Source organism: Bradyrhizobium sp. USDA 3311, from assembly GCF_054062495.1.
The window spans coordinates 5,911,018-5,924,755 of the sequence record NZ_JBSSFI010000001.1 but is presented as its reverse complement, the minus strand read 5'-3'; the positions used below and the strand labels follow the sequence as shown (position 1 = coordinate 5,924,755).

The 13,738-nt window shown below is 58.7% G+C and carries 13 protein-coding genes and 4 pseudogenes; 9 read left to right on the top strand and 8 right to left on the bottom strand.

The features are described from left to right. Positions 1-159 precede the first annotated feature (159 nt). A pseudogene (locus ACVWW6_RS28410) lies at positions 160-425 on the bottom strand (IS5/IS1182 family transposase); the annotation flags it as partial. 160 nt (positions 426-585) lie between these two features. Here ACVWW6_RS28410 and ACVWW6_RS28405 point away from each other — a divergent pair. Further along, entirely contained in the window at positions 586-645 is a 60-nt protein-coding gene (locus ACVWW6_RS28405; protein ID WP_404525876.1) for a hypothetical protein, read from the top strand. Positions 646-845: 200 nt separating this feature from the next. Next, the gene (locus ACVWW6_RS28400; RefSeq protein WP_456681753.1) at positions 846-1,337 is read left to right on the top strand and encodes a hypothetical protein; all 492 of its coding nucleotides are present in this window, start codon (positions 846-848) and stop codon (positions 1,335-1,337) included. Positions 1,338-1,781: 444 nt separating this feature from the next. On the opposite strand, the gene ACVWW6_RS28395 is transcribed toward ACVWW6_RS28400, so the two are convergent. Continuing rightward, positions 1,782-2,477 (bottom strand): VIT1/CCC1 transporter family protein, encoded by a 696-nt coding sequence (locus tag ACVWW6_RS28395; RefSeq protein WP_456681752.1) that lies wholly within the window; start codon positions 2,475-2,477, stop codon positions 1,782-1,784. 368 nt (positions 2,478-2,845) lie between these two features. After that, positions 2,846-3,634 (bottom strand): polyphosphate kinase 2, encoded by a 789-nt coding sequence (gene ppk2, locus ACVWW6_RS28390; RefSeq protein WP_456681751.1) that lies wholly within the window; start codon positions 3,632-3,634, stop codon positions 2,846-2,848. Between the two features lie 135 nt (positions 3,635-3,769). Here ppk2 and ACVWW6_RS28385 point away from each other — a divergent pair, with 135 nt between their 5' ends. Beyond that, a complete protein-coding gene (locus ACVWW6_RS28385; protein WP_304553567.1) occupies positions 3,770-4,633 on the top strand; it encodes a transglutaminase family protein in 864 nt (287 codons plus the stop codon). 109 nt (positions 4,634-4,742) lie between these two features. Then, positions 4,743-5,279 (top strand): annotated as a pseudogene (locus ACVWW6_RS28380) (trehalose-6-phosphate synthase); the annotation flags it as partial. A 412-nt stretch (positions 5,280-5,691) separates the two neighbouring features. Here the strand turns inward: ACVWW6_RS28380 and ACVWW6_RS28375 are convergent. Next, entirely contained in the window at positions 5,692-5,901 is a 210-nt protein-coding gene (locus ACVWW6_RS28375; protein WP_456681750.1) for a cold-shock protein, read from the bottom strand. A 329-nt stretch (positions 5,902-6,230) separates the two neighbouring features. Here ACVWW6_RS28375 and ACVWW6_RS28370 point away from each other — a divergent pair. Then, positions 6,231-6,707: pseudogene (locus ACVWW6_RS28370) on the top strand (sigma-70 family RNA polymerase sigma factor); the annotation flags it as partial. Between the two features lie 71 nt (positions 6,708-6,778). Here the strand turns inward: ACVWW6_RS28370 and ACVWW6_RS28365 are convergent. From ACVWW6_RS28365 to ACVWW6_RS28355, 3 genes and pseudogenes are all read right to left on the bottom strand, one after another. Next, complete coding sequence (locus ACVWW6_RS28365; RefSeq protein ID WP_369525348.1) at positions 6,779-7,276, bottom strand: ATP-binding protein; 498 nt, start codon at positions 7,274-7,276, stop codon at positions 6,779-6,781. Beyond that, positions 7,249-7,446: pseudogene (locus ACVWW6_RS28360) on the bottom strand (transglutaminase family protein); the annotation flags it as partial. The gene ACVWW6_RS28365 and the pseudogene ACVWW6_RS28360, both read right to left, overlap by 28 nt. Before the next feature lie 193 nt (positions 7,447-7,639). Continuing rightward, positions 7,640-8,836, bottom strand: coding sequence for a mannosyltransferase family protein (locus ACVWW6_RS28355; protein ID WP_304553569.1), 1,197 nt, complete (start codon positions 8,834-8,836; stop codon positions 7,640-7,642). A 166-nt stretch (positions 8,837-9,002) separates the two neighbouring features. On the opposite strand from ACVWW6_RS28355, the gene ACVWW6_RS28350 reads away from it, so the two are divergent. Beyond that, positions 9,003-9,422, top strand: a complete 420-nt coding sequence (locus ACVWW6_RS28350; protein WP_369525336.1) for a GNAT family N-acetyltransferase — start codon at positions 9,003-9,005, stop codon at positions 9,420-9,422. Positions 9,423-9,635: 213 nt separating this feature from the next. Beyond that, a complete protein-coding gene (gene groL, locus ACVWW6_RS28345; RefSeq protein WP_304553570.1) occupies positions 9,636-11,258 on the top strand; it encodes a chaperonin GroEL in 1,623 nt (540 codons plus the stop codon). Between the two features lie 65 nt (positions 11,259-11,323). Here groL and ACVWW6_RS28340 read toward each other — a convergent pair whose 3' ends face one another. After that, positions 11,324-11,773 (bottom strand): baeRF12 domain-containing protein, encoded by a 450-nt coding sequence (locus ACVWW6_RS28340; RefSeq protein WP_456683187.1) that lies wholly within the window; start codon positions 11,771-11,773, stop codon positions 11,324-11,326. A gap of 220 nt (positions 11,774-11,993) precedes the next feature. Between ACVWW6_RS28340 and ACVWW6_RS28335 the strand changes: the two genes are divergently transcribed. Then, positions 11,994-12,833 carry a universal stress protein gene (locus tag ACVWW6_RS28335; RefSeq protein WP_060912178.1) on the top strand — a complete coding sequence of 280 codons (840 nt, stop codon included), beginning with the start codon at positions 11,994-11,996 and terminating at the stop codon, positions 12,831-12,833. A gap of 52 nt (positions 12,834-12,885) precedes the next feature. Further along, complete coding sequence (locus tag ACVWW6_RS28330; RefSeq protein ID WP_456681749.1) at positions 12,886-13,572, top strand: CBS domain-containing protein; 687 nt, start codon at positions 12,886-12,888, stop codon at positions 13,570-13,572. The last annotated feature ends 166 nt before the right edge of the window (positions 13,573-13,738 follow it).

Here is a 13,738-nt window from a genome sequence, read left to right as displayed (position 1 = left end):
CGGAAGCAATCCAAGCACGAGAGACTCTGCACCATTCGTTAAGCGCTCCGACGATTCAAATTCGAACGTGAATGCGGTCGGCGCGACCGGGCGATCGCATCGTAAAGCGCCGGTCGTTCCTCTGTCAGAGGTTCGATGGCTTCGAAGGCGAACCTTGTCACCTTCGATCGCCTTCTGCCGACTGGCATCGGCCTTGATCAAGCTCGCGTCGACGGCAAATCCTTCACCGCCGACCAATCGCTCCTCGACGCAGCGGCGCAAGACGCTCTCGAAATTGAGGTGAACCTCGTCGCAAAGGCGCCGCTCCGATCGGATGCCGAAGGCGCCAGGTCCCGCCTGATCTCTTGAAGGTCGACGAGCCTGTCGATCGACCTGAGCAGGTGGTCGGCGGGAACATGCTTCTCGAGCGAGAACTCATAGTACAACGCAGCCTGGTCGACTTACCGATGCCCCATCATGAACTTCAGTCCTGCCAATCAGACAGACTGAATCACTGATCCCTCTGCGTCGCAACAGCGGCCTTTTTCAACAGAATCGGCCCTAACTCGAAGTTCAGACATCAACCTGCTCTGCTAATGCGGTCGCATCGTCGACCTCGATTCTGAGTTATCGGACTGCACTCTCGATTTTCGTGTGACTCAATAAGAGCTGCACAGCGCGCAAGTTGATATCACAATCACTTGGAGCACGGCGCGTTCTGCCCAACCTCGAGATCGATCTGTTCCCGCGATTTCCGGAAGCGTTTGGCGAAGGCAAGGTCGCCGACAGCCGTTGACGCATATCAAGCGCGACGGCCTGCAGGTAAGCCGCGAACTCGCTTGTTTGATCTTGGTCAAGATGAACTCATGAGGACCCGCTATTCGAGGAACATGGTTAAACGCCACGAGACATGGAGAATGCGCTCTCCCTTCAGCAGGTTTGCCCATGTTGTGGAGCGAACGGGACTTGCCTTGACCGGAGGCGCGTGCGGGCTGTACGTGGCAGCACACATCGCAAGGTCCCACTTCAGTCTGATTGGCTCCGGCATCGCGATCCTCGGCATGATGATTTATGGTGCGAGCGGCTTCTATCTCGGCATCGATCTACCTCCTGCTCCGCAGAAGCTGCAAGAGCTCTCGCTGCGCGGTCTTGGGTCCAGGGCGGATGCCGTGGAGCTACTCAGTGCGGCCGGCACCTTTCTCACCGCAGTTGTGGCGATTACTGCGGTGAGCAGTATCATCCTCGACGATGTTGCGCGCCCTCACGGCGCGATGGCTGTGTTCTTGGGCTGGGCTCTTGGCGCATCTATGCAAATCGCCGCGGGCATCGTCGCACGAACCCGCGCGCATATTTCCTGACGCAGATCGTTCGCCGAACCGCTTAATCCGTAACCGATGGGGGCCTTTTGCAAAGGCACGCCTCAGAAAGACCTTGTCGCCGCCGACAAGGGCATCGCCAGATCCGATCCGGGAGCCGGATCCGCTGGCATTTGTACGCCGAACTGGCGGAAGAACCGATCCAGGAAAGATCCCAGCGGCAACGGTTGCCTCCGCTCGCCTGCGCTGATCATCCGAGGGACGCTCCTTCGCACGGGATATTGTGGGCTCCGGCGCATTCCTGCTGCGCATCGAAGCGGTATCCAGGTTTGGCGAGCACTTCCGGGAGGCTGCGTCTGTCGACCCTATCTTCAGTCTAAAATTCGCGCCGACCCTGGATAGGCGACCGGAGAAGGAAACTCAGAGGGCGCATATGCCAGCAAAGCCGGGAGGGTCATGAGTCGGCGTCGTAAGCGCTACCGGCGCTCACACAACCTTGCCAACAACTGCGCCAATTCCGGCCGTCAGTGCCATCGCACAGGCGCCCCAGAATGCCACTCGTATGGTTGGCTTTAACAGGCCGGCGCCTCCTGCCTTGGCACCGATCGCGCCGAGCAGTGACAGGAAGAGCAACGAACCTGCAGCGACGACCGGGATCAGCACATTGGACGGCGAGATCAGGACAAGCGCAAGCGGCGCTACCGCTCCGACGGAGAAGGTTGCGGCTGATGCCAACGCTGCCTGCACCGGACGGGCGGTGCTTATTTCCGAAATGCCAAGCTCGTCCCGCGCGTGGGCGCTCAAGGCGTCCTTTGCCATCAATTGCTTCGAAACATCGCGAGCGAGGCCGGCCTCGACGCCCCGCGCTACATAAATCTGGGCGAGTTCTTCCCTCTCAAACAGCGGCTCGTCTGCCAGTTCGCGCTTCTCACGCGCGAGGTCTGCATGCTCCGTATCGGACTGCGAACTGACGGAAACATATTCGCCAGCCGCCATGGACATTGCGCCGGCAACCAGCCCAGCGATCCCGGTCAAGAGAACATCGCTTCGGGAGACGGCAGCTGACGCCACTCCCAGGATGAGACTTGCGGTTGATATGATCCCATCATTGGCGCCGAGCACAGCCGCTCTCAACCAGCCGATGCGCGCAACGAGGTGGGTCTCTTTGTGGAGGCGGCTCATCCTTCAATCACTCTCTCAACCGCCCTTTCCTGCCCTGCGGAGGCCGGTTGAAGAGCTTGCTAACGGTAAACAGCTGACGTGATACTTTCTTTCACACTTCGTGATTTTCGATCACGACCACCCCTCAGGTACATCACGATCGATTCCTTGATCTTAATCTCTGGAACCGGGAGCCACCCGTAATGATCTAAATCAACAAGGTACTGCATAACGGCGGTTCTGAGCGAACTAGGCGCTCAAGAGATCACCCGTCGGGTGCGGCATATTTTCTGACAACTGGTCTTCCAGACGAAAGCACGAACGGCAGAAGCCGCTGAGAGCCGTGCTCAGCTGCTAAGACCTGCAATTCCCTGATGGCAGCATTCCGTCTAAGCCTCGATCAGGCCGCGCTCATGACAGGCCTTATCGTAGGGAAACACCACCGCCGGATCCGGCCTGTGGAGGCGACGGTGCTTTCCCGGATAATTCAGCCGCCACAGCACATCGCGAATAACGTTGAGTCGCGCATGTTCCTTGTCATCGGCTCGGACCAAGGTCCAGGGTGAGGTGACGGTGTGCGTCCGGTCCAGCATCTTGTCCCGTGCTTCGGAATAGGCCTTCCAATACTTCTGCGCCTTGGCATCGATGGGGCTCAACTTCCATTGCTTCAGGGGATCCCTTTGGCGGTCAGCGAGCCGTCGCTTCTGTTCCTGTTTCGAAATATCCAGGTAGTACTTGAGCAGGGTGATACCGGAACGCTCGATCATTGCCTCGAACGCCGGCACGATCTCGAGGAATTCCTCGGTTTCCTCCTTGGTGCAAAAGCTCATGACGCGCTCAACTCCCGCCCGGTTGTACCAACTGCGATTGAACAGCACGATCTCTCCTGCCGCGGGCAAGTGCGAAACGTGACGCTGGAAGTACCATGAACACTGTTCCCGATTGCTTGGCGGCCCCAGCGCGACGACGCGGGTATCGCGCGGGCTTAGATGTTCGACCATCGACTTGATGGTGCCATCCTTGCCGGCGGCGTCACGACCTTCGACAATGACAAGTATACGCTGGCCGCGCTCAATCACACTGCGCTGCAACTTGACGAGTTCGATCTGCAGACGGACCAGTAGCGTGTGATATCTATGGCGGCTCAAATGTTTCGGAAGCGGTGGCCGGTTCTTCATGGTCTGTTCCTCCTGGGCGCCTCAGGTTTCAGTCATCTGGAGCGACATTTGCATGGGCTCGTCAACTCGGCCACACTTCCCGAAGGGGACTACCGGATAAGGGCATGGCCAGAGGCTGACCGATCGGAGCTTTCGTTGATTACGCTGAAGGTTCTTCACACGACGACTTATCGATTCAACGAACACGTGCACCTTTTGCCGCACCGCTTGATGCTTCGTCCGCGCGAAAGCCGCGAGCTTCGTTTGATTTCGTGCAACGTCACGGTGACGCCCCCTGCGGCGTTGACCTGGGCGCACGATGTGTTTGGCAATGCGATCGCGACGGCCATGTTTCAGATGACGGCCTCCAACCTGGTGATCGCCAGCGTCACGGAGCTTCAGCTCGACGCGGTTGCATGGCCGGTGTTCGACATCGCTGTTTCGGCCATATCTTACCCATTCCGCTATTCCGATGACGATTGGACCGATCTCGGCGCCCTGGCCGTCCCCCAGTTCTCGGACACGGCGGGGGTCCTACGAAACTGGGCACAAATGTTCGTTCGAGGAAGTCGGACCGACACATTGTCGCTGCTAAAGGACCTCAGCGTTGGCGTTTCCGAAGCTATCCGGTATCAGAGCCGTGAGGATGAGGGCACCCAAACGCCGGTAGAGACCCTGAATCGTGGCTGGGGGTCATGCCGGGATTTCGCGGTGCTGTTCACCGAAGCAGCGCGCATGCTCGGGTTCGGAGCCAGAATCGTCTCCGGCTATCTCTACAATCCGGAACAACGGAGCGTCGGATCGAGCGGTGCAGGTTCAACCCATGCGTGGGCGGAGGTCTTCGTACCGGGCGCCGGCTGGATCACCTTCGACCCGACGAATCGCAGCCTCGGCGGCTTCAATCTGATCCCGGTAGCGGTTGCGCGCGACATCCGGCAGACGATCCCGGTGTCCGGCAGCTTCGTCGGCAGCACCGGCGCTTTCGCCGGGATGTCCGTAGAAGTTCTTGTCACGTCTTAGAGAGTGCCGCATCCCTTCCTCACGCGGCAGATTGGTAGCGAGTTGCGGGTCGGCTATAGCCAATTGATTCCCGCCAGCGGCAACAGCCGTTGAAGGACACCGGTTCAAAGCGTTCGCCGGCTTTCTCGAGGGCTATCCCGCGTACCGCAACCACGTGCGTTTGCTGCAGATCGCCACCGCAACGCGCAGCGACGTTCCTGAATACCGTGCACTACGGCAGAGGCTCGGTGCACTGGCAGGCGACGTGGCCGGTCGCTTCGCGGAACTCGATTGGGCACCGATCCAGTATTTGAACAGGAGCTTTTCCCAGCGCTCGCTCGCGGGCTTCTTTCGGCTCAGCCACGTCGCTCTTGTCACTCCGTTGCGCGACGGAATGAACCTGGTTGCCAAGGAGTACGTCGCTGCACAAAACCCCGATGACCCCGGCGTGCTCGTTCTCTCGCCCTTTGCAGGCGCGGCCTACGAACTCGACGCAGCCGTGATCGCCAACCCGTATGACCCCGACGCCGTCGCCGAAGCATTGCAGACAGCACTGGGGATGCCACTTAAGGAGCGACGCGAGCGTTGGCAGGCCATGATGGTGGTGCTGCGCCGCAATAGCATTACGGCATGGCGTGAGAATTTCCTCGAGGCACTTGGCCGCTAAATGGGGATGCCGTTTGGAACGTGCATCAGTGCAGCAGGTTGCGATAATCTCTTTCGTCAACCAGGTTGCCCCAGTCCTCCGATGGGTGTTCATCGGCTTCGCTTTATTTTATGAACATGATACCCGGCTGTGAGATCTCGAACATGCGCAATCAATACAAGACGCGCACATAGCAATCACTGGAAGCGGGTAGATGATGCCGTCGTATTCCTGACCTCGGTCAACGTCGGCGGACGCTCTTGCGACCGCATTGCTCTGGTCCGCGGACTGTCGCACTCAAGCGCCAGTTGGGCCGCGTTTATAGAGGGGCAGCAAAAACAACCCCGCGGCCGGTGACCGGTCGCGGGGTTTCGAAACCAGAAGCTCTGCCAGTACATCCGTGGTCAAAGCATCAAAGGCATTGATTGCAAGTTTAGGCGGCGCGCAGATTCTCTGCTGCAGACTTGCCGGTCCGGCGGTCAGCAACGATGTCGAAAGAGACCTTCTGTCCCTCATCGAGGCTGCTCATGCCGGCGCGTTCAACCGCGCTGATATGAACGAACACATCTTGGCTTCCTTGGTCTGGTTGAATGACGCCAAAGCCTTTTTGGCCGTTAAACCACTTCACAGTTCCCGTATTCATGGGTGATCGTCCTTTAGGATATAGTGTTTGAAGCCGCGCTCGGCGCAGCATGCGAATTCGAGATCTGGAGGGAGGGTCGTCAGTCAGGCGCGCTCTTTGAGCGGCGAGGCCAATTCGTTCCACTACCTGCCAAAAGGCGCGGTGCCCGCCGGATAAGGCCACCTGGAGTATATTTGATGATTGCCGTTCGTACGACCGGCTCTGCGGAGTTGCCCGCAATCGGCCTCGTCGCAATTCAACCAGCACCCGCCTTGTCTATCCCGTCTATCCCGCGACCGGCTTCCTTGGTTCAGCAGGTTGACAAGCGAGACAAACCCCTTCCAAGTCCAATGTCTGCATCCCGCGATCTAATGCTGGCTGCCGTCCCAAGTCTTCGCGCTTTCGCAATTTCATTGTGCCGAAATGCCGACCGCGCCGATGATTTGGTGCAGGAGACCCTGCTGCGCGCGCTATCTAACATTGACTCGTTTCAGCCAGGCACCAACATGTCGGCGTGGCTGTTCACGATTCTAAGAAACCATTTCAGGTCAGAGTACCGTAAAGGACAGCGCGAGGTGGAAGACGTGGACGGCCGCGCTGCGGAAAAGCTGGAGTCGCAACCCGATCAAATCAGTCATCTGGAATTCCAGGAACTCCGTGAGGCGCTCGCAAAGCTCCCGATTGATCAGCGTGAAGCACTCACTCTGGTTGGTGTATCCGGATTTTCGTATCAAGACGCAGCAAAAGTTTGTCACTGCGCCGTCGGGACGATAAAGAGTCGCGTGAACCGGGCCCGCTCCCGGCTTTCGCAGCTCTTGTTACTCGACAATACTCCACTTCGCACCCGCGAAAGAGCGGAAGAAATAGTCGCGTTCGGTCACGCAAAGTCGTCGCCGAATTATCGCGGCGGCCTTAACTCGCCTGCCAGCCAGCCGACAGCATCTGTTTTCATTGGATCCACCGCGAAAGACACAATTTCCGTACGTTCGCAGGTCGAGCATTCAAATGTACGCTCCTCAAAACCACGCTTGCCGGGAGAGACGCGTGCCAAGGCCATCCGGTGCTTATACACCGGACACATCGGCCGTGTGTTAAGAGAAGCAGGCATCCGTTGACCGCCCATGCCAGATAGTACGCTTTTCGGGGCAGCACTCTCTGCAATAGAATCGGATCGCTTATCGAGCGTGAACCGAACCGTGAAACGCGCGCCTCGCCCGGAAGGATTTGCGCCGAAGATTGTCTCCCCACCGATTTGATTGACCAAGGATGAAACGATCTTCATCCCGAGACCTTTCGACTTCGTTGGATCGAATCCTTTTGGAAAGCCGGGGCCGTCGTCAGAGACCGAGAGTTCGTAGCCTCCCGCACGCCACCTGGAGCAACGATGCGGCTGCACCAATTGCCGAAGCCGTCACGGTAAGGGGCGATCGCAACCGAGGGGTTCGTCGTCAGATAATCGGGCACAATCACATCTGAAGCCCGAGTGAAATGAACGCCAAGCACCATGATCATGGGCGTAGGCTGCGGAACGTCGTAAATCATATCATAGCCGACGCGTATCTTCACCCTCAGAGTCCTCCAAGTTGGTCGGCTTGGCTGCTTCCGTCTGTGATGCTCACGCTATGCTGAAGCGTAAAGTTGCATGCAACACGCGGGCTACGGGCGCTTGCCCCGGTGATGCGTTTGAGTGCCTCTCTCACCTCATCGTCCCGCTTGGCACTCTTGGGGATGCTCGCGCCATCGAGTGTCACCCGCTCTCTCATCCGATCCAGATTCTGCGCGCGAACAGCACGGTATCCATGAAGAGTGCAGCACCGGACAAGCCGACGATGCCGATCATGACCGGTTTCATCCGCAACCCGAATTGCGCCAGGATGATAAAGATGGGAAATGAGAGCAGATTGAAGCGACCCATCGAGACAAATCCTGACGGACCGCCACTGAGGGAGAAATATGGCAGCAACAGAACTCCCAAGGCGAACAGCGTCAGTGAGGTGGGCAATCGAAAAGAGCCCGCAATGATGGCTGTGATGAACAGAAGCGTGAACCAGCTATCCCACCCCCACGGATTCCAATCATCCAGGATCATTCGAGAGAATGGCTCCAACGCCAACGCCGAAATGAATCGCGCACCCATGGTCGTTCCGAGGTGATAGCCGCTCTGAGCAGTGAACAACAGCAGCGGATCGCCAAAGGCATACCAGAGATAGGCCATGAACAGGCAGAGGCCGGAGATGGCAAGCAATGCATAGACGATAGCGGCGCGAAGCCGCAGCGGCTGCCCGCGGTTCGTCCAAATCTCCCACATCAAGACCGCCAACAGGATAGTGCCCGTTGCTCGGGTTGCCGAGGCTAGAGCCGACAACAGGGCCGCCCACACAAAATGCTTGCTCTTCAATGCAAGGAAGAACGAGACGATCAGTAAGAGCGCGAGCGGTTCGGTGTACCCGGCCGAGAATACCACCGAGGTCGGAAAGAAGCTCAACAGCGCAACGGTCGCGTGACCGACCTCGTCGCCAAAATCCTCGCGAACGAACTTGAACAAGACAACGATCGCGCAAAGACCGGCAATGTTGGACATGAGCAGCATGGAGTCGGCAATGTCAATTCCGGACACCGTCGCGATCGCGCGAGAGAGCAGTGGGTAGAGCGGGTAGAAGACCACGGTTTGAGGTACGGTCGGATCGCCATTGTAGCCATATCCTGCTGTCGCGATCCTGAAATACCATTGTGAGTCCCATTGCAGGAGCTGATGATACCAGGATGGCCCCGCCGACCAGACGTCCGGCGCGATCGGCAGATACTTCCCGGAGAAGAGCAACCCCAGCGCGATCACGAGCCGCGAAAGCAGAAAAATCAGGATCGCGCAGCCATAGGAGTAATATAAACCTTTGCGGCCCGAAACGCGGTCGAGATGATCAGCGCAAAGAATCGTTTGTCGATCATAGGTGAGCATTCGAGACCCTGGCCCCGTGGGGCCTTGCCTGTCAGAGGCCGATTGAATTGTCAGCCCTGGGTTTTCGAACGTGTTGACTTGGATCAAGCTCTGAACGGAGCGACCACATCAACGCTGCCGTCAGCCAAGAGCTTCGCGCGATGTCGAAAGCGAGACCTATCCTCTCGTGCCAAGGGAACGTCTGGATCACATTCGCCAGATCCTGAAATTGTACGAGAAAAATAGCTTGCTGTTGAACGCGCCGGCGGTTCACGACGACGTCAGACATCAAGGGCTCGGTACGAGACCCCTGTTATGGGCGCAGTCACGAGCGCAGTTGCTTGGCCTAGCTCGACTAGGCCTGCATGTATTGGCCGACAACATGCTGGCGCGGCACTTCTATCGGACTCACGGTGTCATCGAGCGCGGTGTTGCGGAGGTCCCTTCACATCCGCGACTTCGGCATTCCGGGGGAAGTATTCTTATGAGCCGAGCTGTCTGCGCCGAAGGGGCAGCGAAGCGAAGCTTGATGAAATGTAGAGAGAAATCGGATCCATCCACGTTGGAGTCCCCAGTCAGCACGCACGTCAGTCACTGGCCCGAATGAAAGGTCGTGGCGATGTCCCCGTATTGCAGGCTGGATCGACAGGCTCTTTGAAGGCGCGCCACCTGCTACCGAGAACCGCCAGCGTTTCTGTGACGGCTCGCCGAGACCGTCTCACGGGCGTGATTGCGCCGCCGCTTTTGATCAAAGTCAACGGAGGCGCTCCAATTGGACATATCTTTCGGCGGTATCGAGCTAATACGCGGAGACTGTTTGATGCCCCATAAGCAGGTTCTGTTTCATTCGGCCGCACGCGAGAAGGTCTTGCGCGGCGCCACTTTGCTCGCCGACGCGGTACGGGTGACGTTGGGCCCCAAGTCGAAGTCCGTCCTGATCCAGAAGAGTTGGGGCGCGCCTATCGTCTGCAATGACGGCGTCACCATAGCCAAGGAATTCGATCTCAAGGACGCCGAGGAGAACCTCGGCGCACAGGTATTGAGGCAGGCGGCAGAAAAGACCGGCGATGTGGTCGGCGATGGCACCAGCACGTCGACGATCCTCGCCCATGCCATCCTCGCCGATGGCGTCCGCAACGTCGTCGCCGGCGCGAGCGCCATTGATCTAAAACGCGGTCTGGATCGCGCTGCACGGGTGACGATCGACGCATTGCATGCGATGGCACGCCCGGTCAACACGAAAGCGGAAAAGGCGCAGGTCGCTACCATCTCGGCCCACAACGATCCTACCATCGGCGCACTCGTCGCCGACGCGCTCGAAAAGGTCGGCGGCGAAGGCGTCATTTCAGTCGAGGAATCCAAGACTATCGAGACCACGCTCGACGTCGTGGAAGGCATGAAATTCGACCGCGGCTTCTTGTCGCCCTATTTCGTCACTGATGCGGACCGCATGGAGGCGGTTCTCGAAGATCCCTACATTCTGCTCTGCGACCACAAGATCGGCGCATTGCGGGACTTGGTGCCACTCCTGGAACAGGTCGCCAAGAGCGGCCGGCCCCTCGTGATCATCGCGGAAGACATCGAGGGCGAGGCGCTCGCAACACTGATCGTCAATAGGCTCCAGGGCGTGCTCAAGGCCTGCGCTGTCAAGGCGCCAGGCTTTGGCGATCGACGCAAGGCTATGCTGGAGGACATCGCCATCCTGACCGGCGCCCAGGTCATTTCCGAAGAGCTCGGACTGAAAATGGAGAGGGCGACGCTAGAGCAGCTCGGTCGGGCTGCCCGCGTGGTTGCCGACAAAGAGAATACCACGCTTATCGGCAGCGGCGGCGATCGTGCCAGGATCGACGCGCGGATGGTCCAGATCCGGCACGAAATTGAGAAGACCACGAGCGATTATGACCGTGATAAGCTCGAGGAGCGGCTTGGGAAGCTGTCAGGTGGCGTCGCGGTGATTCGCGTCGGCGCGCCGACCGAAGCCGAGATGAAATCCAAAAAAGAAGCCCTTGACGACGCTATCAGCTCGACCAAGGCGGCGGTGGCCGAAGGCATTGTGCCCGGTGGCGGGCTCGCATTGCTGCGCTGCATCGAAGCGGTGAACAAGGAAGAAGCGACTTGCGAAGGTGACGAGAGGACTGGCGTTCAGATCCTCAAGCGAGCACTTGAGGCCCCTGCCCGCCAAATCGCCGAAAATTCGGCCGCCGACGGCGGCGTCGTTGTGGCACGGATGCTCGGCGGCCAAGGCAATTTCGGCTTTGACGCATCCCGGAAAGTCTATGTCGACCTGGTCGAAGCCGGCATTGTCGATCCTGCAAAGGTCGTGCGAACCGCGCTGGAGAATGCCGTATCCGTGGCAAGCGTGCTGCTTTTGACAGAGGCGACCATGACCGAAATCCCGGAGCCGAAACGGGAGCGGCGACAGGAACCGGATATGACAATGTAGTCCATCGGCTCATGGTCGATGTCCAGCGGACCTCTGCAGCTCTGAAGCAACTCACCCCGACGGAGCTACACATTTCCAATCAGATGCTTCTCGATTTCCGCTACCGGATGCTTGGTCAGGTCTTTATGTAATTCCGCAACGATGCAGCTCCTCACATCCTGATGGAAAGCCTTGCGAAGATCCGCCAACGTTCGAGGTGGCGCGATGACGATGATGGCTCTCGTTTTTTGCTGGCGAACCAATTTCTCGAGAGCTGCCGCCACCATGCGTGCGAACCGGTGTTCTTCCAGATCGTGCCAGTCGACAGCCTCGACTGCGCTTCGCTGGCCAGAATGAGCCGCCTTGCTGATCCGCCCGGGACCTTCGCTACCCTGCAAATGGGTCGGCGGGTTGTCATCCTCGAAGACCCGTTCGGTTTTCAAGTTCGGGAATTCCGCGTCGCCCTCGTTGCGCAAGAACAGCGCCTTTCGGCCGTCGCCGACAAAAACGATCGCGTTGTGCGGGATCATCGCTATACTCATGAGCAGAGGCTCCGTGTCGCCGTTCCACCAGGTATTTACGTCAGAGCCAGTGACGCATGCCAAGGAGACGTGTCAGTTTTTGACGTTTTTGACCGAGGTCAAGCAGTGGTTTCCCAGGTTCGTACTTCATCTCATTGGTCGCAGATGCAGCGATGGTGGTTGATTCATATCAACACAGCTTTGCCCGGCGATTGGTTGGGAGTTCGGGAACATCATGATCAAAGACATTCTTGTTCATATTCCTACTGAGCGACCACCGCAGCCGGTGATCGATGCATCTACTTCACTCGCGGGGGCGCTGCACGCTCATCTCGACGCGATAGCCGCCGGATACATACAGCCTGGCATAGCGTTCGCAGCAGATGGGGTTGTGACTGGCGTGGCTACCGTCTTCGAGATGGAGCAGGAGCGAGCTACGGAGCGTAGCGCTGCCGCGCTTGCCGTCTTCGAGACGGAGGCGCGTAAGGCGGAGATCCCGTACGGATGTCGCTCCATCCAGGATTTGCCGGCCGAGGCGGCCTCCGCCGTCGGGGCTGCCGCAAGGCTTTATGACCTCACCGTCGTATTGCAGCCGGACACGGCGCAGGACAGCTTTGACAATGCGACGTCAACGCAAATTCTACTTCAGGCTGGCGGCCCCGTCCTCGTGATCCCCCACATTTTCAAGGGCGCCTTCAGGCCCCGGCGCATCGGCATTTGCTGGGACGGAAGTCGCTCCGCGGCCCGCGCAGTCAAGGATGCGAAGCCGCTTCTGTCAGGTGCGGAGGCGGTGGTGGTGATTTCGATCAATGAAGTCCAGGTTGCTCCGGCGGAAGCATCCGCGCAGAACTTGATGAAACACATGGGCCGGTCCGAAATCGCGACGACCCTGATCGAGCTGACGGCTGAACGGTCCGAGGTCCAGCCTTCGATCCTATCCTTGGCAGCGGATGAAGGCCTCGACATGCTGGTCATGGGAGCTTACGGCCATTCCCGGATCCGGGAGGGCCTTTTCGGCGGCGTCACCCGCGAGATGCTGAACACGATGACGGTGCCGGCGCTGATGTCGCACTAGCGATAACTCTCCGGTCAGATCAGAGGACGAGAAGGCTGCTTTGGAGATTGCCATGAAAGCGCGAGATGTAATGGCGTCCCCGGTCATCACGGCCGAAGAGAATGCAACCGTGCAGGACGTGGCGAAGACAATGGTTGCCAGGCGCATCAGCGCAGTCCCCATCGTCGACAAAACAGGAAAGCTCGTCGGCATCGTCACCGAGGCCGACTTGATGCATCGCATCGAAACCGAGACGGAGCGTCGCTACTCGTGGTGGCTGCACATGCTGTCCGGAGATGGAGCGATGGCGGCGGACTATGCCAAGTCTCATGCCAGAAAGATTGTGGACGTCATGACACGGGAGGTCAAGATCGCCGAACCCGAAACGCCCCTGGCTGAGATTGCCGAATTGTTCGAAACGAACGGCATCAAGCGAGTGCCCATTGTCGACCAAGCGGGCGACCTGGTCGGCATCGTCAGCCGCGCGAACATTATTCAGGCCGTCGCGAGTGCCCGGCCAAAGCTCGAGATTGCACTGTCGGATGCCACGATCCGTCGGAAACTGATGGAAGAATTGAAGAAGCAGCCCTGGGCGCACTCCCACAAGATCAACGTCATCGTCACGCGCGGAATCGTGGATTTATGGGGGACCGTCGAGTCCGAGCAGGCGAGAAAGGGGATCAACGCCGTGGCCATAAACGTGCCCGGCGTGGACGTGGTCAACGACCACCTCATTCACGAGCCAGTTTTTGTCTACTGAATTGTCGGCCGGGGTCTGAGTGCGGTCGGCAAATCGTTAGCTGTTAGATCTTTCCTTCGCCGAGATGGTGCGTTTGCGAACCACAACGGCAGTGTCGGCAAAACTCGCGACGCAGTGATGGCCGCGAGCGAAATTGCGCAGACGACCAACAGCGGCGTCATTCAGG

Coding starts and splice junctions, on each gene's coding strand:
- ACVWW6_RS28330 (WP_456681749.1), top strand. CDS start 12,886: ATGAAAGCGCGAGATGTAATGGCGTCCCCGGTCATCACGGCCGAAGAG.
- ACVWW6_RS28395 (WP_456681752.1), bottom strand. CDS start 2,477: ATGAGCCGCCTCCACAAAGAGACCCACCTCGTTGCGCGCATCGGCTGG.
- groL (WP_304553570.1), top strand. CDS start 9,636: ATGCCCCATAAGCAGGTTCTGTTTCATTCGGCCGCACGCGAGAAGGTC.
- ppk2 (WP_456681751.1), bottom strand. CDS start 3,634: ATGAAGAACCGGCCACCGCTTCCGAAACATTTGAGCCGCCATAGATAT.
- ACVWW6_RS28375 (WP_456681750.1), bottom strand. CDS start 5,901: ATGAATACGGGAACTGTGAAGTGGTTTAACGGCCAAAAAGGCTTTGGC.
- ACVWW6_RS28335 (WP_060912178.1), top strand. CDS start 11,994: ATGATCAAAGACATTCTTGTTCATATTCCTACTGAGCGACCACCGCAG.
- ACVWW6_RS28355 (WP_304553569.1), bottom strand. CDS start 8,836: ATGCTCACCTATGATCGACAAACGATTCTTTGCGCTGATCATCTCGAC.
- ACVWW6_RS28400 (WP_456681753.1), top strand. CDS start 846: ATGAGGACCCGCTATTCGAGGAACATGGTTAAACGCCACGAGACATGG.